Below are 21,313 nucleotides of genomic sequence, written 5' to 3'. Positions count from 1 at the left end.
TTCGGGGATTTTTTGAATTACTTCGACTGAATCAGACCATATTCTTTAAACTTAATCACCTCATCACCCGCCCATTCATTGAACTGAAGTAATCGTGATTGAAGAGGAACAATTTCATTGTGATAAAAAACTTCTGTTGCAGATTTAATATCACCAAAACCACCAGCATTACTTGGCACAATACCCATGAGCTGAGGTGGAACCCGCAATGCAGCAAGTATGTCATCCCTAGTAATAGATTTGATATTTGTAAAATCATCCTTTGCTGCAATTTCAGAAGTTGGAATGATTTGAATACCATCTTTTTTCCCATTTGGGCTGTAATAGAATAAGTTCCTAAAGTTCCCTGGTCCTTTACTTTCTTTCAATGCAGTTCGTAAAGCATCAATATCTTTTGGATCACTGGCTGGATCGTTCACATATAAGATAAAACCGGCATGAGATCCATTGTTGTAATATTTGCGACGGAATAGAGTGGCCGATTCATTCAGCCATGCACTTTGTAATGCAGACATATATTCGGGTGTGCCATAAATTTCCTGATTAATATCCGTTTCTCGAATGTGACAAATGCGGTCTTGAGCAAATTCATATTCTTCATACCCACGATTACCATGGTTTAAATAAAAGTATTGACCTGAATGTTCTCCAGCACGAGTGTACTTTGCCAATGCCGGCTTAAACTCGATTGTATTTTTTAGTCTGGATTTAATATCCTCAACATAAGTATTCCCACACCAAATAAAGTCTAAAGCAATTTGTTCAAACGCTTTACGATTCAAACGAGGATGTGGAATAAATAAGTTGGCTAAAAAGTTTCGTTTAAAAATAATTCCACTACTCAAATATGGAGTAGATTTCCAACTTTTAGATAATCCTTCAAGACTTACCTGTGGTTCATACCAACGACCATTGAACCAACATTCCATATAATTAGATAAGTCATTTCCATCAAGTACTGGTACTGCATCACCAAATGAAAACGCTTCAGTCTTTTGAGGAAATGATTGTTGTGCCGATTGTGGTAAATAGCTTAAAGCCGAGTTCATCAAATTTTTAGCTGTTGAAAAAGGGTTCATGAATAAATCTCCAATACAGATGTATTTGTTTCTGTTATGCCAGCCAATGGTTCGTTATAAATTGCATGCATAAGTGCCCATGCCAGATCTGCATGACCAATTTCTTCTGAACGTCCGGCAGTGAAAGTAATTTGTTTTTGGCTTGCAGTAATTGTTTTCTTAATACTCATTAATGATTGAGTCAGGTCTTTATCGCCAGCATCATATTCAAGTCGCCCATTGCGGATAACATCTAAAGTTTTATATACGAGCTGTGATTTAACTTCTGGCGAATATTTGAATGAATGAACGGCAGGGAAGAATTGACGTACTAATTCTGCTACACCAACCCCCATACCTGTTGTATCAATACCGATATAAGTCACGTTGTACCGTTTAGTAATACTTCTGATATGCTCGGCTTGTTGAGCAAAGTCATCACCTTTGAATTGATGACGTTCAAGTACACGGAATTTACCTCCGGCTACACCTGGAGGTGCAAGTACTACAAGCCCGGCATTGTCACCGCTTAAAGCCGGATCATATCCAACCCAGACTGGTTTGTTGGCAAATGGTCGGGTATGCCAAACTTTAAAATCAGACCAAATTTCTAAGCTGTCCACCATACAATGCATGAGCATATTGAGTGGGAACATGGACTGGCCATCATCCACAAACTCACACATCAACAGGTTTTCAAAGTCATCGGCAGAATATTCAAATCGAAGGTCATCAATATTAAATAAATCACATCCGCCTTCTTCAGCATCTAGAATCGTGACAATCTGTCGCCAAATTTTATCTTCACAAATTCGTCCTTTTTTTAGCGATTTATGAGTGACATCAATCTTAACTTGCTTGTCTTTTGGACGACCTTTATTGAATCGTGCACCAGTCCAGAAACCATAGGCTTCATGAGTAATGGTGGAAGGAGTGGAAAAGTAGGTTTTACGCCACTTCTTATGCAAGGCCATTGCCGATGCAACTTTTTCCAACTCATTGAAACCATGAGTCCAAAAGAATTCATCGAAATAAAAATTGCCGTGATGACCTTGCGCTGTACGGTAATTTGTACCCAGGAATAAAAGTTCTGCACCATTGGATAGAACAATTGGATCTCCGGTAAGTTCGACCCCACATACATCCGCTGCAAAGGCTTTTATATAGTGTTTAAAAATATGTGCCTGGGCTTTTGATGCAGACAAGAAAACCTGATTTCGTCCTGTCTTTAAGGCATCAATCAATGCTTCCCGTGCAAAATAATATGTCGCACCAATCTGACGGCTTTTTAATATTGCTCGTGAACGTTGGTCACCAGCTCGGTACCAGGTCCACTGGTAATCAAACAAGTTTTCTTCAAATGCCAGAGTCAGTTCTTCAACCTGTTCTTCGGTAAAGTGATTCGGAACTTTTTTCCGTGGGGCAGAGTTACGCTTACGGATTTCTGGATTCAGATCTGCTTCGGTACCATCATTACGATACTTTTCAATCCGGGCAAATTCTTTATATGCCCGCATCAACATATCAATTTCTTTAATATCGCCCGATGTCTTTTTATTTTTAAGAATGAGCACCATCAAACGGACTGTTAGGGCATTTTCGACACGGTTTTCGGGTTTTTCTTTTTCCCAATCTTCACGTGTTTTCCAGGCTTGAACAGTCCGTTCATTTTCATTAAGAACTTCTGCAATATCGACAATTTTCCACCCAAGCCAGTACAGAAACTTAGCCTTGAGTTTGTTGTCCATAATGAGGTGCAAATTTGCTATAGGGGATAAGTCATTCATTGCCATTTGCTGTTTGCTTTAATGTGCAAACATTGGCAGTACAAGACTTAATTATCAGTCGAGCCAAGTTGTAAAAAGCCTTAATACAACAGCATCTAATTGCCTGTATTGCTCATCATTGCCCATTCTGCACATATTCAAAATCGTGATTTATATCCGTTCATAATTAACGAATAGGTTTGCAAATGAGCAAAGAAGACAAAGATAAAAAATACAAATCTAAATGGTTTCGTATTGCTGTAGCTGGTGACACTACCGATGGTCGTGAGATCCAATCCGATTGGATTCTCCAAATGGCGCAAAACTATAATACAGACACTTATGGTGCCCGCATCAATATCGAACATATTCGTGGCGTGATGCCAGATAGTGTTTTTGGTATGTATGGCGATGTATTGGCATTAAAAACTGAAAAAGTCACCATTGATGGTGAAGAAAAAGATGCACTGTTTGCTCAGATTGAGCCAACCCAAAGTCTGATTGAACTGAATAAGAAAAAGCAAAAAGTTTATACATCGATTGAAATTGATGAAAACTTTGCAAATAAAGGTTCAGCATATTTAATCGGCTTGGCTGTAACTGATAGCCCAGCATCACTTGGTACCGAAATGCTGCAATTTGCTGCCGGTGCGAAAGTGAATCCATTTGCTGACAAAAAACAGCGTCCAGAAAATCTGTTTACTGCAGCTCAAGAAGTGGCTCTTGAATTTGAAGAAATCAAAGAGCCGCAATCCTATTCCGCAGGCTTACTCGATAAAGTCAAAAAACTATTCTCAAAACAAGTACAAACAGAGAAGAAGTCTGCGGAATCTTTTTCTGAACAAGAACAAGCCATTGTTGAAATCGCTCAAGAAACAGCAAACCAAGGTCAGGCTGTTTCAAAACTTGAGAATGATTTTAATACCTTAAATACCGAGCATGAGCAGCTCAAACAAGACTTTAACGAATTGAAAAGCAAGCTGGACAGTGAACCGGGTACCGAACCTCGTCCTAAGTCTGGTAATTCAAATTTCAATGAAGTGGTCGATTGCTAATCCAGTTCGCTAATCCATTCCAGAATTAAAAAGAGTACCCATCATGCGTAACGAAACACGTTTTAAATATAATGCTGCAATGAAGCAATTGGCTAAATTAAATAACGTTGAAAAAGTTTCACAAAAGTTCAATGTTGAGCCATCCATTCAGCAAAAATTGGAAGATAAAATTCAGTTATCTTCTGCATTCTTGCAAAAAATTAATGTGTTTTTGGTAGAAGAACAGTCTGGTTCTGCTGTTGGTCTTGGTATTTCTCGTCCAATCGCATCACGTACCAATACCGGTACCACTGACCGTCAGGCAACAGATCCATCATCAATGGATGAACGTTTCTATTTCTGTCGTAAAACAGATTTTGATACAGCCATCAAATATCAAAAATTAGATCAGTGGGCGAAGTTCAAAGATTTCTATGCACGTTTTTCTGGTCAAATCCAAAAACGTCAAGGTCTTGACCGCATCATGATCGGCTTTAACGGCACATCAATTGCAACAACAACAGACATTGTGGCCAACCCTAAATTGCAGGATGTCAACAAAGGCTGGCTGCAAAAAATGCGTGAAGAAAATCCTGCACGTGTTTTGTCTTCTGGTACAACAGTTGGAAAAATCACAATCGGTGCAGCTGGGGACTATAAAAACGTTGATGCATTGGTGATGGAATTGACCAATGAAATGATCGATGAAGTTCACCAGGACAATCCGGATCTGGTTGTACTGTGTAACCGAAAAACGGTTGCAGACAAGTATTTCCCATTGGTCAACAAAGACCAGGACAATTCTGAAAAATTGGCTGCTGACATTATTATCAGCCAAAAACGCATGGGTAACTTACCTGTCTATGCGGTACCGTTCTTCCCTGAAGATGCCATCTTTGTAACGACTTTCGATAACTTATCGATTTACGTACAAGAAGGTGCTCGTCGTCGTACTGTAATTGACAATCCAAAACGTGACCAAATCGAAAATTATGAATCATCAAATGAAGATTACTACATTGAAGATTTGGGCCTTGCTGCATTAGCAGAAAAAATCGAATTGGTATAAGCCTATGTCATTAGCACGTCAACATTTCCAAAAATACAGTGCTAAAGCAGCAGCCGAAACGGCTGCTGAATTCGGCACTATGCAAGATCAATCATTTTATGAATTGCAACTTGCCCAGCTTAACAATGACCGTCATCGCTTAAAGCAGATCCAGTCTACTGAAGCGAAAATCCAGCTTAAAAAAGCATTGTTACCAACATACCTACCATATGTAGACGGAATTATTGAAGCCAATAAATCGGTTCAAGATGTCGTTTTCATGACGGTTCTGGTGTGGTGTATCGATGTTGAAAATTATGTCAAAGCATTAGAAATGGCTGAGTTTGCACTTGTGCATAAGATGATTATGCCTGACCGCTTTGAACGTAAAACGACGACCTTGGTGACTGAAGAAATTGCAAATGCATTTTTGAAGCAGCTTAAAACCAATGCTGAAGTTGAAATTGAAGTGCTACAGCAACTTGAACAACTTGTTAATCGAACTGATATCGAAAAAGAAATTTTAGATATGCCAGACCAAGTTAAAGCAAAACTTCAGGTTGCACTAGGCAAAGCAACAATCAAGCAGATCCAAAGCAAAGATGAACCAAGTCAGTCAGACATTGTTTTCGCTCAAGATGCTCAAGCCTATCTTGAACGAGCCATTGAACTGGATGACAAATGTGGTGGCAAACAGGACTTAAAAACAGTCGAAACATTGTTGAAAAAGTTCCCCCCACCAGCACCAAAACAAGCTGAACCTTTGCTTAATGCAGATGGTTCACAAGTCGTAGATGACCAGGGTGACCTGCAGTTTAAAGCGACCTAACCGAGTGCCCACGCACCGCATGGGCGAACAATGGTGATGTCATTACAATGTAATACTCATTAAAACCATTGTTCCCACCCATGCACCAAATATTCAATAAAAACAACGGCAGGGGACATCATGGGATTCGTTGCAAATGGCAATAACACACCAAGTCAAATCAACATCAAAAGTGACCCGTTTTATCCGTCTATTTCTTTGGATCACATCCGAGAAATCGTCCGTATCGATGGATCTGTCACCAACGCTCGACTCCAGCAAGCCATCATTGAAGAAGTCATCGATGTCAACAGACTGCTAAAAGTTTTGAAAGACACGGCAACAGTACTTTCAGATTTATCAACCACAGAAATTAATGATCAGCCCGAAACTGATTATTTATATCTGTCTGCCGTGGCCAATGGTGTTGCAGCTAAAGTTAATGAAAATTATCGAAATTATGACAGTTCTAATTCAGGTGCCAAAAAAGCAGAAGAAGCGGAATACACAGTCGATGATTATCGTCGAAATAAGCAGTGGGCGATTCTGCAATTGTTGGGTGAAAACCATACCGTGGTGGAATTGATATGAGAGTTTTCCCAATAAATAAAAGAGATGAGTTTAAACAGACAATAGCGGTTTTAGACTCTCTTGAGTTGCGAAGTCTTATTGCAGAGGCTATTGCAGAAAAATTAGGAATAGATCTCAAAGATCAAAAGAATAGTTTCTATTACACCAATTTAGAAAACTTAAAACATCTTATATCTCCTGAATTTGAAGCAAATGCAGTCGCTATTCATTTTATTGAGAAGAAAGACGAGAATTTTTAAATATGAAAATGAATATTTCTTCAATTGAAAAACATCAGCGTTCGCATAGTTATACCTTCGAACAAAAGGAATTAGAGCGATTAGCATTATCAAAAGTGGCTAAAGAATTGGGTTTAGATTTAGAGCAGAACAATTTGGAAGTCGAATCCAGAATTATTTCGAATTCAAATGGAATAAACCCAACGACATATTCCTGTCGAATTCTAATTACTGAAACTTTGGATTGTAAGGAATAAGAAGCAATGGCCAAAACCATTAACGCCTTGCAATACGACACAGTGGATGCGATTTGCTGGCGAGAATACGGCAGAAGCTCTGGAATAGTTGAAAAAGTTCTAGAAGCCAATCCAAGACTTGCCGAATTCGGTGTTTTTCTTCCCATGGGAACCGAAGTCATTCTGCCGGATATTGAAGTACCGCAACAAATTAAACAAACCATCCAGCTATGGGATTAATAAAAAATGGCAGAACCAGCAACCGCAACTACAGCAACAGTCGGAACCCTAAGTGCAATGTCATTTCTTCCGTTTATCAACGGAAATGCATTACTCGGGGCGGTGCTTGGTGCAGCTTTCATTGCAACGACTGAAAAAGATTTAACAGCCTGGCAACGTTTACGCAGCATGCTTTTATCTACCGGCATTGGCTATTTGCTTGCACCTGAAATTACGAGCCGAACCATGATCACCAGTGACGCAACTGCAGCACTGTTAGCAGCAATATTTTCATTATTTATTCTAGTAAAAGCCGTGGACTGGATTAAAAAAGCGAAGTTATCAGAAATCTGGAAAGCGATTAAAAATGGGGGAACATCATGATTGAACATTTATTTCAGGCTATTGCCCTAGTCGCATACCTGTTCTGTGCATTTCGCATCATTTGCTATAACCGCAATGGTGCCGACTTTCATCGCGGCTACGCATGGCTTGCAGCTATGCTGATTGCTGCGTGTCTTGGCCAAGCAGTCCACATCCTGTTCTTTAAAGACCCTGTCACCGTTTGGGATGCATTCTTTGCTGTGCTGCTTGCAGTAATTTTCTATAAAACAAAAGGCAATGTGGCCAAACTTCTCTGGAGTCCGACATGATTATTAAATTTGGTGCACGTGGCGATGCTGTAGTCATTATACAAAAACAATTAAAAAACATTGGCTTAAAAAGTAAAAGTGGCAAGGCTTTAAGTACAGATGGAATTTTTGGAGAAAGTACGGAATATGCAGTACTTCAGTTCCAGAAAAGTGTAGGCATTTTAGCCGACGGTAAAGTGGGCGACAAAACACGTGCAGCACTGGCTGGCCAAAGCGTTTCCAAGTTTTTAAAAGACAGCGACTATATTGCTGCAGCTAAACGCCTAAAAGTATCTGAACTGGCCATCCGTGTGTTCGGTGCAACTGAAGGCCGTGGGGTGGGGTTCCTTAAAAATGGCAAGGCTAAAATCCTGTTTGAACGTCACCGCATGTATTTCTACCTGGTGCAATTAAAAGGCAAAGCATTTGCAAATGCCCAGATGAAGCAATATCCAAATCTGGTAAACACCGCAACTGGTGGCTACAAAGGTGATGAAGCTGAATATGTCCGTTTAAGTCTGGCAAAGAATATTTGTGCTGAAGCAGCACTTATGTCTTGCAGCTGGGGCCAGTTCCAGATTATGGGTGAAAACTGGAAAGAGCTAGGTTATAGCTCAGTATTTGATTTTGAAACTCAAATGCAAACCAGTGAATCTTTACAGCTAGAAGCATTTATTCGTTTTATTGAATGGAAAACTGGCACTGCGAATGGCAAAAAAATTACTCTAATCGATGTATTACGTGCAGGCGATTGGGGATCAGTATTCACCTTATACAACGGGCCAAGCTATAAAAAACTCGGGTACCAGGCAAAGTTCCAAAAAGAATGGGATCATTTGGAACCGATCTATGGGGAGCAAAAGGCTGCATGAATGCTTTAATTCTGGATCCAATAGCAAAGTTAATCCTAGCTTTGCTAATTGCCTTAGGTGTTTTTCTGGGAATCAAACATTACAACGGTTTGAATCAAAAAGTTGGCAGACTAGAAACCCAGCTCACCGAAAAGCAACAGCTGATCGATACCCAAAACACCAACATTGCCTATATTCAAAAGCAGATCACTAGCCAGAATCAGGCCATTGCTGACTTGCAAAAAGCTCAGGATGAGCTGCAGGCAAATTCAGAACAACGAAAAATCACGATTAAAGAGATTTTAACTCATGATCAAGATGCTAAAACTTGGGCTCGTCAGCCTGTTCCCGATTCTATTCGTAGCTTGTTCAACAACGCCAGATCGACAGACGTTGTCAACACAGCTTTATCCAGTTCTAACCCCGTGCAATAAGCCTTTATTAAATATTCAAACCAATGAAGATTTAATCTTTGGATTAGAAACCACTGAACTGGCGAGAGCATTGTGTGCTGCAAAAGTTGATTCAGTTATCAAGATCCAGGAACAAACGAAATGAAAAAGCCCGATAGTCTTAGAACACATATTCTTGCTGCAGTAAGAGAATTACAGCGAGATCCAGAACGGATGCTGATTTTTACAGATAAAGGCAATGTCCGTTGCACCGGTGCAAGTGGACTTTCATTTGAATACGTCTATGACCTTAATTTTATTCTGACTGAATATGCTGGGGAACTAGATGCAGTCATGATTCCATTGCTGGACTGGGTGCGCGTCAATCAGTCTGAACTGCTCATGAATCTGGACAAAAACAAAGAAGCATTTAAGTTTGAAACCGTTATTTTAAATAATAACACTGTCGATCTATCGCTTACTTTTCCTTTAACTGAACGCGTTATTGTAAAACGCCAGGATGACGGCACACTGAAAACCAGTTTTCCGGATGAGCCTCAGTATGAAACGGCATTAGATGCACAGCAAATGCAACTCATTGACCAACAGACAGGCGAAGTACTTGCAGAATGGATGTCTGCGGAACCGAACCAATAATTTTTGGATAACGTATGGCCGATCTAGAAGTACTGACCGATTATTTGGGAACCATGCTTTCACAGTTAAGTGATGCTGAACGACGTAAGCTTGAAATGAATATTGCCCGAAAACTCCGGGCATCCCAAAAAAAACGAATTACAAGTCAGCAAAATTCAGACGGCAGTGCCTACGTCCCACGAAAAAACCGGCTACGTGATAAAAAAAACAAAATCAAAAACAAGATGTTCAATGTCATCAAAAATGCCAAATATATGCGAGTGCAAAGAACACCGCAGGGGGTCGCAGTCGGCTTTACTGGACGTATTGCATTTATTGCCAGGGTTCACCAGTTCGGTTTAAGGGATAAAGTCGATCGTGATGGCCCAACTGTAAAATATGACAGCCGTGAATTACTCGGTTTTACCGAAGAAGAAATCAAAATGATTGAAAATGATGTTTTAGATTATCTGTCAGTCAAATCCTAAAATGAGTTGTAAAAACCCTTAATACAACAGCAACCACATGCAATAAATAAATGACTGCAACACGATTGCAGCATGAGCGCAGACCTACATCGACGTCTTGAAAACATCATTCGTTTCGGAACGATCAAGACCATACATCCGGCTAAACCATTTACGACAGTCACCGTCAATATAGGCGCGATTACGACTGCCGAACTTCGTTTTCTTACATTAAGGGCAGGAAAAACCAAGACTTGGGATCCGCCAACGATTGGTGAAGAAGTAATGGTGCTTAGTCCATCAGGTGTACTGGAAATGGGCGTGGCCATTGCCGGATTTAACAATATAGATAATCCATCACCTTCAGATGACCTGAATCAAACCATCCGTGTTTTTGAAGACGGCTGCATTTTTACCTATGACATTTCATCTCACATGTTGTCAGCCATTTTACCACCCGGTGGTAAAGCCATTATTACTGCAGATGGTGGAGTAACCGTAAACGGAGACACCACCATCAATGGCAATGTCCAGGTCAACGGCAGTATTGCCATGACTGGAAATAATACCGTTGGTGGCAGTCAGCTTGTCCAGGGCAGCAGTCATTCAACCGGTAACTTTAGTACTGAAGCCGATGTTAAAGCAGGTTCTATCAGTTTAACCGAACACACACATTCAGGTGTTCAATCAGGTCCAAGTCCGACTGGAGGACCACAATAATGATATCGCGGGAAAATGGAAAACCTCTAAATGAGATTGAACATATCAAACAGTCGCTTGCTGACCTAATTAGTACCCCGATTGGCTCAAGAATCATGCGTCGGGATTATGGAACACAACTGGCCAACCTCATCGATCAGCCAACCAGTGAAGCATTGTATTTAAAGTGCTATAGCACCATTTACATGGCAGTTTTACGTTGGGAACCCCGCATTGAAATTAGCAAGATTTTTATCAGTAGCCAGGAACAAGGAAAACAGGTGCTGGACATTGAAGCCGTTCTTATTCAATCAGGCCAAAATCTAAATATGAGCATTCCTATTTCTATCGGAGCTTTAACATGAGTGTTAATACTTATACTGCTATTGATCTTTCATTACTTTCGCCACCCGACGTAATTAAACAAATTGATTTTGAAACTATATTAAAAGAAGGTCTGGAAGACTTTTATCAACGGATTCGTGAAGTACAGCCAGACTTCCCAGATCTGCTTGAATCGGATCCGGCAATGAAGCTTGCAGAAGCTTTTGCCTATCGTGAAATAATAGTACGGCAAGATTCGAATAATCAGGCTCTCTCAGTTTTACTTGCATATTCAGCTGATAAAGATCTAGACCACAAAGCAGCTGAACGTAATTTGCAACGACGCATTATTAGTGAAGCAACTGATAAGACTCCAGAAGTGAAAGAGTCTAACGAGTCTTTGCGTAAACGTGTGCAACTTGCACCCGAAGGTCAGACCACAGCTGGAAGCGAAGGTTCATATATTTTTCATGGCTTAAATGCTGACCCACGTGTCAAAGATATTTACCCTTATGCGCCTTTAGATGAAACCGGCAATCCAACTGGCATTTGCAATATTTATGTACTTTCAAATGAAAGTGATGGTACAGCTCCAGAAGACTTACTTAATGTTGTTAGTGCTGCTTTAAATGCAAAATCAGTAAGACCTTTGACAGATAAACCCATCATTTATTCAGCATCAATTTTAAATTACAGCATCAATGCTGAAATATTTATTGATGAAGGTCCAGATGAAAATATTGTCTTGGACAGTTGCTATAAGGCAGCACAAGAATATACGAAAAAAAGCCATTCATTTAATGATGGAATTTCTCTATCGGGGATTTATCAAGCATTGCATCAGCCTGGTGTCAGTCGAGTCAATCTAATTTCACCTGCAGGTAATATCGATACATCAATTGGCCAAGTGGCTTTCTGCACTGGTATCAATATTGTGAGGGCAACTGTATGAATAAGCTTTTGCCCCCAAACTCCACCAAGTTTGAACAGAATTTTGAAGCAGCCTTTGCACGTGTTTCAAATGTTGAAATCAATATTCGCAGTTTCAATGACCCAATGAATGCCCCAGTTGAAGTTCTGCCTTGGTTAGCATGGGAACGTTCAGTTGATGTGTGGAATAAAAACTGGTCGGATGCACAGAAACGTCAAGTGATTAAAACTTCACTTTATAACCATTCTATTAAAGGCACAGTCGAATCACTTGAAGTCGCTTTGAATTCTTTAGGCTTTCCAGTGATCGTCCAGGAATGGTTCAACATGGTGCCAGTTGGTAAGCCATACACATTCAAACTTTATATTCAGACTAGCCAAGACAGCGTATCCATTACTGATTACAAAGAATTATTTAAAGTCGTGCGTGCATATAAAAACTTACGTTCGCACTTAGTTGATACCACGGTCTTATTAGAAAGCCCATCAAATTTGCAAGTCAATGCTGTGACTCAAGCTGGCCATGAATCTGAGTTTGTGAAATCTGCAGGTGGCTTGCATTTGGATGGCACTTGGGCACTCGACGGTACAAAAAAATTGAATGGAGTAGATATGTAATGGCAAATTTAGAATCGAAAGTAGATTGGTCACCAGTGCGTCAGCTTGAAACAATTGAACTTGCACGTGGTGGATTAAATGGAAATATGAATGAGCAAGCTAAATCACTTGCTAATAGAACAGAATTTCTTAAACAAAGATTTCTTTTCTTGTCAGATCTTAATGAAGTTGATGATACGAATAAGTTATCAACAGCATTAAAAAAATATAAACGCATTTTTATTAATACAAAAAGTAGCATTATTAATCAAGTTCCAATCAGTGATGACAATACAGAACTAGTCGGTGATAATGACACATCATTATATCAACCGAATCAGAATAAACACACTCTGTTTGTTGGTTGGTATAAAGGTGATCCAAACAATACATTAACAAATCTTGTAAAACACGTTAAAGCGAGATTTTTAAAGTTTGGTTCAATGCCTATTGCCACATCAGATGATTTTGCTGCTTTTAATGTTGGATCAGGTGAAAATACCCACATCATTGAATGTGAATTTGATGATACTGAAAACAGTGTAACTTTCGGAGCATCTGAAGTTACATATGGCAAAGATGGCTATGGCTCTAAAGATAACCTTGCCGCATTCAACTACTTTAGAAAATCTAAACGTTTCGTTATTCAAAATCTGCAAGCAAGTTATTCACGTATCATTGGTAATATTGCACATTCAGATGGTGATAACACTTTTACACCGGATGAAACAACAATTAATAATGGTGGTCAAAATTCAGGTATTCGTCTTGCAGGTTTATCTAAAGGTAATATTGCTGCACTAAATATTATTCGTGACAAATGGACTTCTTTTAGTTTTCAGCGTGGTAATAAAAATAATATTGTTACAGCAAACTATTCAGAAAATACATGGCATGACGGGTTTAATGCATCAACAAGTAATCTTGGAGCTGGAGGTAAGCATATCATCTCAGATATGATGATTGTTGATTCCGGTGGTGTCGGTGCAAAACTGAACTACCTAGGTTTAACTCGCTTCTCAGGGTCTATATTTAAAACTGGTTTAAATCCAACACTATCAAAATACGGTGTAGATACATATCCAGCTGAAACTAATGATACGCAATATATTATTAGATTTAATTCTGCATCCGGTATTGTTCCACCTACTAATTCAATACTTACACAAGGTACAGTCACATTTAAACTTATTCAGGTACGAAATGAGGCACTATCAATAATTAGTGAAGGCAATCCGATGCCTGAAAATGGAACGATAATTGTTAAAAGTGTTTCAGGTGGAATTCTTTCAAATTCAAACATTACAGAGTTATCATTATCAATAGTCAGTATTGATCGGGGTGAAGGTGCTAATCGCATTGATTCAATAGTTAGTGAAGCTGGTGGTTCATCAGCACGAATAGGCACAAATTCAAACTTAGTTACTCTAATTTCAAATTTTTGCCCTGAAGCTGATATAAATTTATCAGGAAATAATAACTTAGCTTTGCTTTCAGTATCAGATAGAAAAGCGAATAAATATAGTGTTGTTTCTGGTAACTATAATATTTTAGTACTTACTGATGACGATATTTTAGATTTGAATGTTGGATTACTTGTTTCTGGCAACAATAATATTATCATCTACAATTCAAAAGCCAGATTATCTGTTAATGGTAATAGAAACACTATTATTTGCAATAATAGTCGAGTTAGTATCGGTAATGGTGCAATAGGAAACAAACTTTCAGGTCATATACTTGTTATTAATGACTTGGGCAGTAATACAGATTTATCAGATGTTTATCGTGCTAAAAACATTTCAACATGGACGGGAACAACAAATTCTTTAGGAAATCTTGTCATATCTCATGGTTTGATTTCAGCACCAAAATCTTTAATCGTTAATCTTATAAATAGCCCAGAATATTACTGTGATATTTCCGCTGTGGCAAATGGCGGATCTCAGTCATTAATAACAGTAAAAAAGCGAGCAGATAATTCACTTGTAATAAACACGCAAATCACTGTTTCTTTTATAGCTTCTATTTAAGAAACTAAATTTCTTCCATATTAAATATAGAAAAATTTTTTTATGTATAAAACAATCTACACAGCCCTTGGCCTTGCACTCGTTTCACAAGCCGTCAGCCAACAGCGAACTATCGAACTCACTCACTTTGCCGTGGGTGATGGCGGTGGAAATTCAATTGAACCGATTGAGTCTATGACTCAATTGGTGCGTGAACGATACCGTGCAACCATCAACCGCATTTATCAAGACCCAGAAAACGAAAACAAATACACTGCTGAAATGATCATTCCAGTGACTGTTGAAGGCTTTGTGGTTCGTGAAATCGCGCTATTTGACCGCAATGGAAACATGGTGCTAGTCGGCAATACACCTGAGGTTCATAAACCAACATTGGCAGAAGGTGTCACACAAGATTCTGTTTATCGAATTCCATTTGTGATTTCAAATCCTGAAGTACTTGAATTAAACTTCGACCCCAATGTGATTATCGCAACGCATCAATGGATCCTGAATACACTGACCCCTGCAAATATGTTTCCAGGTGGTACCATTGGCCAAGTACTCAAGAAAAAAACCAATGCCGATGGTGACACAGAATGGGGAGATGCTGGATCTGCAGAAGTATTCGTCAACACGATTGAAGAAGAACAGTCACTGGTCGCGGATCAACTGATTGTCGATCTCAGTGAAACCACCACCACTGGTGCAGCGGTATATATCAATGGCGACCGTATTACCAATAAAGCTGGGGCTGACGGTTGGTTTGCAACTACTGCCACACGTATCACTTTAGGCAAGGCTTATCCAGGTGCAAAAATCCTGATTGTTCAAAATGAACCATTAGGCGCAGCGCCTTATCCACTTGCACAAAATAAGAATCTTGCAGATGTACCAGACAAGCCGTTGGCACGTCAGAACTTGGGTGTCATGAGTGCTGAAGAGGCCAAGTTTAATGATTGCTCTCCAGGTACTGTTGTAACACTCGCATCAAAGAATATACCGACTGGATATCGTTTGCTTAAATGTAATGGGGCAGCCGTATCACGTAGCGCCTATGCTGAGTTATTTTCAGCTGTTGGTACTTATTTTGGCGCTGGTGATGGCGTGAATACCTTTAACTTACCAGATGCACGTGGTGAATTTCCACGTTATGCCGATGATGGTCGCGGTATTGATGCTGGGCGTGTAGTCGGTAGTAAGCAAACTCAACAAGTGCTTAAACATAAACATTTAAGTTTTGGTGAAGCCACTGGTGGTTGGATTTTCGGAAATTCATCAACGCGTGGGCATATGGGTACAAATGGTGGTATCGATTGGGATAACTATTTATATTTTACAAATGATGGTGCCGAATACCTTGATCAAAATCCAAACCCAGCTGGCACAGTCGGAAATGAAAACCGTCCACGTAATATTGCTTGGCTTGCCTGCATCCGTTATTAGGAATAAACCATGAATCAGATCACCGTTTATCAAACCAATTATTCTGGGCTTTTTGTTGGTGAAACCATTGCGGATGAATCACCACTTGAACCTGGTGTTTTTCTATTGCCTGCAGGCTGTGTTGAAGTTGCACCACCTGAAAATTGGCCAGAAGACCAATGGCCACGTTGGAATGGCTTTAAATGGGAACTCATCCAAAAGCCTGAAGTTCAGCAAATCACATCGCCAGAAGAAAAACTGGCTGAGTTTCTGGCACAAAATCCAGATGTACTAAAGCTGATCAATCAAAACGGGTAGTGTTGTAAAAAGCCTAAATACAACAGCATCTCATCGCAATTAAAATGCCATTTTGTAAGCCTGTGATCTGAATATAAAACAACAGATCACAGGCTAATTTTATGGCTACAGATTCATATCATCACGGTGTCCGGGTTTACGAACTCAATGAAGGCACACGTCCCATTCGGACCGTTTCAACTGCTGTCATTGGCTTATTAGCAACTGCAGAAGATGCAGATCCTTTTGTTTTTCCATTAGACACCGCAGTACTTTTAACCAACGTACAAGGTTCAATCGAAAAAGCAGGGACTAAAGGAACGCTAGCACGTTCACTTCAGGCCATTGCAGACCAGACCAATGCTGTCATTGTCGTTGTTCGTGTAGAACAAAAAGCCGATGAAGCAGAGCAAACCACTGCAGTCATTGGTGGTCAGGTCAACGGCAAATATACAGGCATGAAAGCTTTGCTGACTGCTGAACAGAACCTTAAAGTAAAACCACGCATTTTAGGTGCACCTGGACTAGATTCTGCTCCGGTAGCATCAGCATTTGGTGGTATTGCAGAAAAGCTTCGTGCCTTCGTTTATGTGTCTGCTTATGGCTGTGAAACAAAAGAAGAAGCAGCTGCTTATCGTGATGCAATCGGCTCACGTGAAACCATGATCATCTGGCCAGACTTCCTGGGCTGGGACACGGTTAAGTCAGAAACCACGACTTTTGAAGCAACTGCTCGAGCATTAGGGCTACGCGCAAAAATCGACAATGACATTGGCTGGCATAAAACCCTATCAAACGTTCCTGTGAATGGCGTAACTGGTATTTCCAAAGATGTGTACTGGCAATTGCAAAGCATGGATACCGATGCCGGTTATCTCAACTCAAACGAAATCACCACTTTAATTCAGCGCGATGGCTTCCGTTTCTGGGGTTCACGTACCTGTTCTGCAGATCCGCTGTTCCAGTTTGAAAACTATACCCGTACCGCACAAATCATTGCCGATACCATGGCTGAAGGGCATATGTGGGCAGTAGACAAACCACTTCACCCAAGCCTGGCACGTGACATCGTAGAAGGCATCAATGCCAAATTCCGAGATTTAAAAACGGCTGGCTACATTATCGATGCATCGTGCTGGTTTGACCCAAATGCGAACAGCAAAGAGCAACTTAAAAATGGTCAGCTAATTTTGGATTATGACTACACACCTGTACCGCCTTTAGAAGACTTAACCCTTCGTCAGCGCATTACAGATAAGTACTTGGCTGATTTTGCTTCACGTATGACTGCATAAAAAAGGAATATGAGCGATGGCTTTACCCAAAAAATTAAAAATGATGAACCTGTTTAACGAAGGTAATTCTTACCTTGGCCTGACAGGAGAGGTCACCATTCCAAAACTGTCCCGCAAGCTGGAAGACTGGCGTGGCGGTGGCATGCAGGGCAACGTCAAGATTGATCTTGGTCTGGGCGATGACGCGACAGAATTCAACTGGAAATTGGGCGGACTTGATGCACTGGTGATTAAACAGTTTGGTGCAGCCACAGTCGGCGCACACATGCTGCGTTTTGCCGGTTCATATCAGCGTGATGATACAGGTGATACCTCGGCTGTCGAAATCGTGGTTCGTGGTCGTCATGAAGAAATTGATTTCGGCAACCAAAAAGCAGGGGATGACACTGAAACATCCATCAAAACTATTTGGTCATATTACAAACTCAGTATCGATAACGTTGTCATCATTGAAATCGATATTGTGAACAATATTTTCATTGTTGATGGTGTGGATCTAAATGCAAAACACCTTGCCAACATTGGTCTCTAGTTTTCCTACCCTTCTGTAGTTTTCAAACTGCAGAAGGTTTTTTTATTTAAATTTTCTTCAAGGAACATGCAATGCAAAATCAAGAACAAACACCAGAGCAAATTGAAAATCTAAAACTTATTAGCCTAAATCCAGACATTCAAACTGTAGACCTGGAGGAGCCAATTACAATTGGATCGGCAACATATACCCAAATTGAAGTCCGTAAGCCAAGTGTACCGGCACTTCGAAAAATCCGTATTTCTGAAATCTTAAATGGTGACGTGAACTCCATTTGCACCATCTTGCCGCTATGTACTACTCCAACCTTAAACCAGTCACAACTGAATACCTTGGTTGATCCAGTGGACATTATCCAGTTGGGTGCAGCAGTTATCTATTTTTTGCAACCGAAATCAGTGCGTGCGGAACTGTCACTCCCACAGTAGAAGACGCGATCGCCGATATTGCGGTGGTCTTTAACTGGACCCCGCAAACCTATGATGACATGTCTCTTACAGAACTGATGCAATGGCATCAAAAAGCCATTGAACGAAATGGATCCGATGCCGAATGAAAGCGTTAAAACTTGAAGTAATTTTTGGGGCAAAAAACAGCTTAAGCCCCGCTTTAAAGGTCATTGTGGGCAGCAGTAATGCTGCCAGCAAGGCTTTAAAAAAAACCAACGACCAATTAAAAGACCTGGAACGCCAGCAAAATAAAATCTCGACGTTTAGAAAGCTAAAAGATGAGGTTAAGCAGGCTACTCAGGAACTCGATAAAACCAATAAAAAGATTTCTTCGCTGAAAGACCAGTTATCCCGCAATCCGAATTCGCAATTATCGGCTGCACTTAAAAAAGCCGAGACTGAAGCCCGTCGTTTGAATAAGGTCGTCACCGAAGGCAGGCCAAAGCTGCTAGCCATGCGTCGGGAGTTGGATCAGACGGGTTTAAGGTCAACCGATCTAGCAAAACACCAGGAGAATTTAAAAAACAAAATTACTGGTACAAACGCATCTATAGATAAGCAAAAAGCACAGCTTAAAAGTCTGAATCAAATGCAGCAGAACTATCAGCGTACATCAGGGCATTTACGCTCTGCTGCAATGTATGGTGCCGGTGCAGCAGCAACTGGCGTCGGGGCCATGTATTCAATGCGTAAACCGATTGACGAAACCAAGCGCATGGATGTGGAAGAAAACCGGATTGCATCTCTAGGTTTGGGTAAAGAAGCGACCAAAGAAGCGATTCAATATGCCAGAGCCATGAAAACTTTTGGTACCTCTACGTTAGATAATTTGGGATTGGTACGCGATGGTGTCACCGCATTTGCAGACGTTCACCATGCAAAAATGGTGGCACCAACCCTGGCTAAAATGAAATTTGCCAATGAAGCGATGTATGGTGACTCTGGAGCAGAAAATGAAAAGAAATTCATGGATATGCTTAAAGTCATCGAAATGCGTAACGGCTTAAAAAGTGAAAAAGCCTTCCATGAACAGGCCAATATCATTCAGCAGGTCATTACTGCAACCGGAGGACGTGTTCAGGCTGAAGAATGGCTCAACGTGATCAAGACCGGTGGTATTGCAGCCAAAGGCATCGATAACAAAGCGTTCTACTACAAATTGGAACCTCTGGTTCAGGAAATGGGGGGCTTCCGTGTCGGTACCGCCATGATGTCAGCGTATCAAAACGTATACCAAGGCCGAACCACCAAGCGGGCAGCAAATAACTTAATGAATCTCGGATTAATCGAAGATCCAAGTAAATTAAAACACGATAAAAGTGGCCAGATTTCTTTCTTGGATGTCGGTGCAATCAAAGGCGCAGCGCTGTTTAAGAAAGACCAGTTTGCATGGATGGAACAGGTGCTGGTACCGCAATTGAAATCCAAAGGTATTACCAAAGAAGGCGATATTATTGATGCAATGGGCAGTATCTTCACCAACCGAACTGCATCTAACCTGTTTGCTCAAATGTATATGCAACGTGAACAGATTCACAAGAACGCTAAACTCAATGCTGGTGCAGATGACATTGACCAGTTGAGCTCAAAAGCAATGGGAACAACGACGGGTAAAGAAGTTGAAGCCAAGGCAAAACTGCATGATGCTTACCTCAAGTTCGGTACCACAATTTTACCCATTTATACCAAAGCCATCGAAACTGCCACCAGTGCGCTTCAAGGCTTTAATGGCTGGATGGAACGTAATCCAACTCTGGCTAAAATGCTTGGCGTCGGTTTGCTGGGTATTGCAGCCAGTCTCATCGTCATTGGTGGCGCACTTGCAGTCTTTTCACCGCTTATTCTGGGCATGTTAAGTTTCCGGCTGGTCATGGCAACGTTCACTGGATCAACGGCCGTATTCGCTCGGGCATTTTCGATATTACCCGCCATATTCAATGTCGTAAAAATGGCATTTATGGGCTTGGGCAATGTGTTTATGTGGGTGGGGCGTTTATTCCTGACCAACCCAATTCTATTGGCCATCACAGCCATTGCAGTCGCTGCTTATCTTATCTACAAGAACTGGGGACCTATTTCCGCATTCTTTAGTGATCTATGGACCAAAATCACAGCCATTTTTGCACCGATTGGAACATGGTTCGGAGCACGCATTACCGAAGCCAAGACGGCCTTTTCAGGCGGTATTCAAGGCATGAGTGCACTTATCCTGAACTGGTCGCCTATGGGGCTGTTTTACAGCGTATTTGCCAAGGTTTTAAGCTGGTTCGGCATTGAACTTCCCGGCAAGTTTACCGGCTTTGGCGGAATGATCATTGACGGTTTGGTTAATGGTATTAAATCAGGTTTCAACAAACTCAAATCAATCTGGTCAGAAGTGACAAGCTATATACCTTCTTATTTCAAAGAAAAACAAAAAATTAGAAGTCCATCGCGTGTTATGGCAGGGCTGGGCGGTCACATCATGGGAGGCTTGGGCTTAGGTCTGCAACAGGGCTTTCCAGAACTAAAAACCAAGTTTGCAGACGTGCTCGGTATTTTTAGTCCCAATATGTCCGGAGTAATGCAAAAAATTAATGTTGCACCGGCTCTGGCAAAAATCAGAACTTCACATGCTCAGCCAGTCGGCAGCAATAGTGGTGCCATCACGGTTCAGGGCGACACCATCACTATGCATATTCATGCACAGCCGGGGCAGTCAGTACAGCAGATCGCTCAAATGGTCGGACAAATGCTGGATCAGCGCGAACGTCAGAAAATGCAGCGTGTACGCGACCGTTATCAAGACTCAGAATAA

General features: G+C 40.8%; 28 protein-coding genes. 26 read left to right on the top strand and 2 right to left on the bottom strand.

Annotated features, from left to right (window positions below):
• Positions 1 to 17: 17 nt before the first annotated feature.
• Both AC4CVD_RS11810 and AC4CVD_RS11805 read right to left on the bottom strand, forming a co-directional pair.
• Positions 18 to 1,079: a phage portal protein gene (locus tag AC4CVD_RS11810; protein WP_490753185.1), complete on the bottom strand. Its 1,062-nt coding sequence runs from the start codon at positions 1,077 to 1,079 to the stop codon at positions 18 to 20.
• Positions 1,076 to 2,845, bottom strand: coding sequence for a terminase large subunit domain-containing protein (locus AC4CVD_RS11805; RefSeq protein WP_490753184.1), 1,770 nt, complete (start codon positions 2,843 to 2,845; stop codon positions 1,076 to 1,078). The genes AC4CVD_RS11810 and AC4CVD_RS11805 overlap by 4 nt, the downstream gene beginning before the upstream one ends.
• 185 nt (positions 2,846 to 3,030) lie before the next feature.
• On the opposite strand from AC4CVD_RS11805, the gene AC4CVD_RS11800 reads away from it, so the two are divergent.
• From AC4CVD_RS11800 to AC4CVD_RS11675, 26 genes are all read left to right on the top strand, one after another.
• Entirely contained in the window at positions 3,031 to 3,879 is an 849-nt protein-coding gene (locus tag AC4CVD_RS11800; protein ID WP_490753183.1) for a GPO family capsid scaffolding protein, read from the top strand.
• Between the two features lie 43 nt (positions 3,880 to 3,922).
• The gene (locus AC4CVD_RS11795; RefSeq protein ID WP_490753182.1) at positions 3,923 to 4,927 is read left to right on the top strand and encodes a phage major capsid protein, P2 family; all 1,005 of its coding nucleotides are present in this window, start codon (positions 3,923 to 3,925) and stop codon (positions 4,925 to 4,927) included.
• A 4-nt stretch (positions 4,928 to 4,931) separates the two neighbouring features.
• Positions 4,932 to 5,735, top strand: coding sequence for a phage terminase small subunit (gpM, locus tag AC4CVD_RS11790; protein ID WP_490753181.1), 804 nt, complete (start codon positions 4,932 to 4,934; stop codon positions 5,733 to 5,735).
• A gap of 120 nt (positions 5,736 to 5,855) precedes the next feature.
• Entirely contained in the window at positions 5,856 to 6,305 is a 450-nt protein-coding gene (locus AC4CVD_RS11785) for a head completion/stabilization protein (protein ID WP_490753180.1), read from the top strand.
• A complete protein-coding gene (locus AC4CVD_RS11780) occupies positions 6,302 to 6,544 on the top strand; it encodes a hypothetical protein (RefSeq protein WP_490753179.1) in 243 nt (80 codons plus the stop codon). Before AC4CVD_RS11785 ends, AC4CVD_RS11780 begins: the two co-directional genes overlap by 4 nt.
• A 2-nt stretch (positions 6,545 to 6,546) precedes the next feature.
• The gene (locus tag AC4CVD_RS11775) at positions 6,547 to 6,780 is read left to right on the top strand and encodes a hypothetical protein (protein ID WP_490753178.1); all 234 of its coding nucleotides are present in this window, start codon (positions 6,547 to 6,549) and stop codon (positions 6,778 to 6,780) included.
• Positions 6,781 to 6,786: 6 nt separating this feature from the next.
• The gene (locus tag AC4CVD_RS11770) at positions 6,787 to 6,999 is read left to right on the top strand and encodes a tail protein X (protein ID WP_490753177.1); all 213 of its coding nucleotides are present in this window, start codon (positions 6,787 to 6,789) and stop codon (positions 6,997 to 6,999) included.
• Positions 7,000 to 7,005: 6 nt separating this feature from the next.
• Positions 7,006 to 7,362 (top strand): putative holin, encoded by a 357-nt coding sequence (locus AC4CVD_RS11765; RefSeq protein WP_490753176.1) that lies wholly within the window; start codon positions 7,006 to 7,008, stop codon positions 7,360 to 7,362.
• The gene (locus AC4CVD_RS11760) at positions 7,359 to 7,631 is read left to right on the top strand and encodes a phage holin family protein (protein ID WP_490753175.1); all 273 of its coding nucleotides are present in this window, start codon (positions 7,359 to 7,361) and stop codon (positions 7,629 to 7,631) included. Before AC4CVD_RS11765 ends, AC4CVD_RS11760 begins: the two co-directional genes overlap by 4 nt.
• A complete protein-coding gene (locus AC4CVD_RS11755) occupies positions 7,628 to 8,482 on the top strand; it encodes an N-acetylmuramidase domain-containing protein (RefSeq protein ID WP_490753174.1) in 855 nt (284 codons plus the stop codon). Before AC4CVD_RS11760 ends, AC4CVD_RS11755 begins: the two co-directional genes overlap by 4 nt.
• On the top strand, positions 8,479 to 8,895 hold the full coding sequence (locus AC4CVD_RS11750; protein WP_490753173.1) for a DUF2570 family protein: 417 nt from the start codon (positions 8,479 to 8,481) through the stop codon (positions 8,893 to 8,895). Before AC4CVD_RS11755 ends, AC4CVD_RS11750 begins: the two co-directional genes overlap by 4 nt.
• The gene (gene lysC / locus AC4CVD_RS11745) at positions 8,780 to 9,019 is read left to right on the top strand and encodes an Rz1-like lysis system protein LysC (RefSeq protein WP_490753518.1); all 240 of its coding nucleotides are present in this window, start codon (positions 8,780 to 8,782) and stop codon (positions 9,017 to 9,019) included. Before AC4CVD_RS11750 ends, lysC begins: the two co-directional genes overlap by 116 nt.
• A complete protein-coding gene (locus tag AC4CVD_RS11740) occupies positions 9,016 to 9,510 on the top strand; it encodes a phage tail protein (protein WP_490753172.1) in 495 nt (164 codons plus the stop codon). Before lysC ends, AC4CVD_RS11740 begins: the two co-directional genes overlap by 4 nt.
• 14 nt (positions 9,511 to 9,524) lie before the next feature.
• Positions 9,525 to 9,977: a phage virion morphogenesis protein gene (locus AC4CVD_RS11735; RefSeq protein WP_490753171.1), complete on the top strand. Its 453-nt coding sequence runs from the start codon at positions 9,525 to 9,527 to the stop codon at positions 9,975 to 9,977.
• Between the two features lie 72 nt (positions 9,978 to 10,049).
• Positions 10,050 to 10,676, top strand: a complete 627-nt coding sequence (locus AC4CVD_RS11730) for a phage baseplate assembly protein V (protein ID WP_490753170.1) — start codon at positions 10,050 to 10,052, stop codon at positions 10,674 to 10,676.
• Positions 10,676 to 11,020 carry a GPW/gp25 family protein gene (locus tag AC4CVD_RS11725; RefSeq protein ID WP_490753169.1) on the top strand — a complete coding sequence of 115 codons (345 nt, stop codon included), beginning with the start codon at positions 10,676 to 10,678 and terminating at the stop codon, positions 11,018 to 11,020. The genes AC4CVD_RS11730 and AC4CVD_RS11725 overlap by 1 nt, the downstream gene beginning before the upstream one ends.
• The gene (locus AC4CVD_RS11720) at positions 11,017 to 11,931 is read left to right on the top strand and encodes a baseplate assembly protein (RefSeq protein ID WP_490753168.1); all 915 of its coding nucleotides are present in this window, start codon (positions 11,017 to 11,019) and stop codon (positions 11,929 to 11,931) included. Before AC4CVD_RS11725 ends, AC4CVD_RS11720 begins: the two co-directional genes overlap by 4 nt.
• Complete coding sequence (locus AC4CVD_RS11715; protein ID WP_490753167.1) at positions 11,928 to 12,527, top strand: phage tail protein I; 600 nt, start codon at positions 11,928 to 11,930, stop codon at positions 12,525 to 12,527. The genes AC4CVD_RS11720 and AC4CVD_RS11715 overlap by 4 nt, the downstream gene beginning before the upstream one ends.
• Complete coding sequence (locus AC4CVD_RS11710; protein WP_490753166.1) at positions 12,527 to 14,539, top strand: autotransporter outer membrane beta-barrel domain-containing protein; 2,013 nt, start codon at positions 12,527 to 12,529, stop codon at positions 14,537 to 14,539. Before AC4CVD_RS11715 ends, AC4CVD_RS11710 begins: the two co-directional genes overlap by 1 nt.
• A 42-nt stretch (positions 14,540 to 14,581) precedes the next feature.
• Positions 14,582 to 15,964: a phage tail-collar fiber domain-containing protein gene (locus tag AC4CVD_RS11705; protein WP_490753165.1), complete on the top strand. Its 1,383-nt coding sequence runs from the start codon at positions 14,582 to 14,584 to the stop codon at positions 15,962 to 15,964.
• Between the two features lie 9 nt (positions 15,965 to 15,973).
• Entirely contained in the window at positions 15,974 to 16,261 is a 288-nt protein-coding gene (locus AC4CVD_RS11700) for a phage tail protein (RefSeq protein ID WP_490753164.1), read from the top strand.
• A gap of 101 nt (positions 16,262 to 16,362) precedes the next feature.
• Complete coding sequence (locus tag AC4CVD_RS11695) at positions 16,363 to 17,535, top strand: phage tail sheath protein (RefSeq protein ID WP_490753163.1); 1,173 nt, start codon at positions 16,363 to 16,365, stop codon at positions 17,533 to 17,535.
• 16 nt (positions 17,536 to 17,551) lie between these two features.
• Positions 17,552 to 18,067 carry a phage major tail tube protein gene (locus AC4CVD_RS11690; RefSeq protein ID WP_490753162.1) on the top strand — a complete coding sequence of 172 codons (516 nt, stop codon included), beginning with the start codon at positions 17,552 to 17,554 and terminating at the stop codon, positions 18,065 to 18,067.
• A gap of 71 nt (positions 18,068 to 18,138) precedes the next feature.
• Entirely contained in the window at positions 18,139 to 18,495 is a 357-nt protein-coding gene (locus tag AC4CVD_RS11685) for a phage tail assembly protein (RefSeq protein ID WP_490753161.1), read from the top strand.
• Positions 18,462 to 18,623, top strand: a complete 162-nt coding sequence (locus AC4CVD_RS11680; protein ID WP_490753517.1) for a GpE family phage tail protein — start codon at positions 18,462 to 18,464, stop codon at positions 18,621 to 18,623. The genes AC4CVD_RS11685 and AC4CVD_RS11680 overlap by 34 nt, the downstream gene beginning before the upstream one ends.
• Positions 18,620 to 21,313: a phage tail tape measure protein gene (locus AC4CVD_RS11675; RefSeq protein WP_490753160.1), complete on the top strand. Its 2,694-nt coding sequence runs from the start codon at positions 18,620 to 18,622 to the stop codon at positions 21,311 to 21,313. The genes AC4CVD_RS11680 and AC4CVD_RS11675 overlap by 4 nt, the downstream gene beginning before the upstream one ends.

This window comes from Acinetobacter sp. LipI_23, from assembly GCF_058243045.1.
Note: the sequence above shows the minus strand (reverse complement) of the source record. Positions and strands in the feature narration are given on the sequence as shown.

Coding starts and splice junctions, on each gene's coding strand:
- gpM (WP_490753181.1), top strand. CDS start 4,932: ATGTCATTAGCACGTCAACATTTCCAAAAATACAGTGCTAAAGCAGCA.
- AC4CVD_RS11700 (WP_490753164.1), top strand. CDS start 15,974: ATGAATCAGATCACCGTTTATCAAACCAATTATTCTGGGCTTTTTGTT.
- AC4CVD_RS11750 (WP_490753173.1), top strand. CDS start 8,479: ATGAATGCTTTAATTCTGGATCCAATAGCAAAGTTAATCCTAGCTTTG.
- AC4CVD_RS11770 (WP_490753177.1), top strand. CDS start 6,787: ATGGCCAAAACCATTAACGCCTTGCAATACGACACAGTGGATGCGATT.
- AC4CVD_RS11690 (WP_490753162.1), top strand. CDS start 17,552: ATGGCTTTACCCAAAAAATTAAAAATGATGAACCTGTTTAACGAAGGT.
- AC4CVD_RS11735 (WP_490753171.1), top strand. CDS start 9,525: ATGGCCGATCTAGAAGTACTGACCGATTATTTGGGAACCATGCTTTCA.
- AC4CVD_RS11695 (WP_490753163.1), top strand. CDS start 16,363: ATGGCTACAGATTCATATCATCACGGTGTCCGGGTTTACGAACTCAAT.
- AC4CVD_RS11800 (WP_490753183.1), top strand. CDS start 3,031: ATGAGCAAAGAAGACAAAGATAAAAAATACAAATCTAAATGGTTTCGT.
- AC4CVD_RS11795 (WP_490753182.1), top strand. CDS start 3,923: ATGCGTAACGAAACACGTTTTAAATATAATGCTGCAATGAAGCAATTG.
- AC4CVD_RS11740 (WP_490753172.1), top strand. CDS start 9,016: ATGAAAAAGCCCGATAGTCTTAGAACACATATTCTTGCTGCAGTAAGA.
- AC4CVD_RS11805 (WP_490753184.1), bottom strand. CDS start 2,845: ATGAATGACTTATCCCCTATAGCAAATTTGCACCTCATTATGGACAAC.
- AC4CVD_RS11780 (WP_490753179.1), top strand. CDS start 6,302: ATGAGAGTTTTCCCAATAAATAAAAGAGATGAGTTTAAACAGACAATA.
- AC4CVD_RS11755 (WP_490753174.1), top strand. CDS start 7,628: ATGATTATTAAATTTGGTGCACGTGGCGATGCTGTAGTCATTATACAA.
- AC4CVD_RS11775 (WP_490753178.1), top strand. CDS start 6,547: ATGAAAATGAATATTTCTTCAATTGAAAAACATCAGCGTTCGCATAGT.
- AC4CVD_RS11675 (WP_490753160.1), top strand. CDS start 18,620: ATGAAAGCGTTAAAACTTGAAGTAATTTTTGGGGCAAAAAACAGCTTA.
- AC4CVD_RS11730 (WP_490753170.1), top strand. CDS start 10,050: ATGAGCGCAGACCTACATCGACGTCTTGAAAACATCATTCGTTTCGGA.
- AC4CVD_RS11710 (WP_490753166.1), top strand. CDS start 12,527: ATGGCAAATTTAGAATCGAAAGTAGATTGGTCACCAGTGCGTCAGCTT.
- AC4CVD_RS11705 (WP_490753165.1), top strand. CDS start 14,582: ATGTATAAAACAATCTACACAGCCCTTGGCCTTGCACTCGTTTCACAA.
- lysC (WP_490753518.1), top strand. CDS start 8,780: ATGCTAAAACTTGGGCTCGTCAGCCTGTTCCCGATTCTATTCGTAGCT.
- AC4CVD_RS11715 (WP_490753167.1), top strand. CDS start 11,928: ATGAATAAGCTTTTGCCCCCAAACTCCACCAAGTTTGAACAGAATTTT.
- AC4CVD_RS11810 (WP_490753185.1), bottom strand. CDS start 1,079: ATGAACCCTTTTTCAACAGCTAAAAATTTGATGAACTCGGCTTTAAGC.
- AC4CVD_RS11725 (WP_490753169.1), top strand. CDS start 10,676: ATGATATCGCGGGAAAATGGAAAACCTCTAAATGAGATTGAACATATC.
- AC4CVD_RS11685 (WP_490753161.1), top strand. CDS start 18,139: ATGCAAAATCAAGAACAAACACCAGAGCAAATTGAAAATCTAAAACTT.
- AC4CVD_RS11765 (WP_490753176.1), top strand. CDS start 7,006: ATGGCAGAACCAGCAACCGCAACTACAGCAACAGTCGGAACCCTAAGT.
- AC4CVD_RS11785 (WP_490753180.1), top strand. CDS start 5,856: ATGGGATTCGTTGCAAATGGCAATAACACACCAAGTCAAATCAACATC.
- AC4CVD_RS11720 (WP_490753168.1), top strand. CDS start 11,017: ATGAGTGTTAATACTTATACTGCTATTGATCTTTCATTACTTTCGCCA.
- AC4CVD_RS11760 (WP_490753175.1), top strand. CDS start 7,359: ATGATTGAACATTTATTTCAGGCTATTGCCCTAGTCGCATACCTGTTC.